The organism is Borborobacter arsenicus, assembly GCF_003934165.1.
Taxonomy (GTDB): Bacteria; Pseudomonadota; Alphaproteobacteria; order Rhizobiales; family Rhizobiaceae; genus Pseudaminobacter; species Pseudaminobacter arsenicus.
The window spans coordinates 1-338 of the sequence record NZ_RKST01000115.1 but is presented as its reverse complement, the minus strand read 5'-3'; the positions used below and the strand labels follow the sequence as shown (position 1 = coordinate 338).

1 protein-coding gene is annotated in these 338 nt (G+C 60.4%); it reads right to left on the bottom strand.

Going from position 1 to position 338, the window contains the following annotated elements:
* Window positions 1-329: transposase family protein (locus EET67_RS25455; protein ID WP_133308893.1), on the bottom strand; the 329-nt coding region annotated here is incomplete at its 3' end.
* Between the last annotated feature and the right edge of the window lie 9 nt (window positions 330-338).

Genomic DNA, 338 nt, shown 5'->3' with positions numbered 1-338 from the left:
GTCTCAAGGCGTCCGGTCCTCCGCGACAACGGAGCCAATACGGTATCGCCAAACCGCTCGGCAAAGATCCGGCGACGGCAAAGAACGGCATCGCACCAGAACCGACGAACCGTTACCCGTAAGATAACCCGGCGGCCAGAAATCGGCAGATCGGCAACTTTCCGCACATATCGGCTCTGGGTTCGGCGTGAGGCAGTTCCACAGCAAGGGCATGTCGCCGAAATCGCCGCGGCTCGCACGTCAAGAAATACGCAATCCGTGCTCATCTCCGCATGCTCGACGACGAAACCTGCCGGCACCAGTCTCGTCGACCCGAATCTCCGTTCCATCGCGCTGAT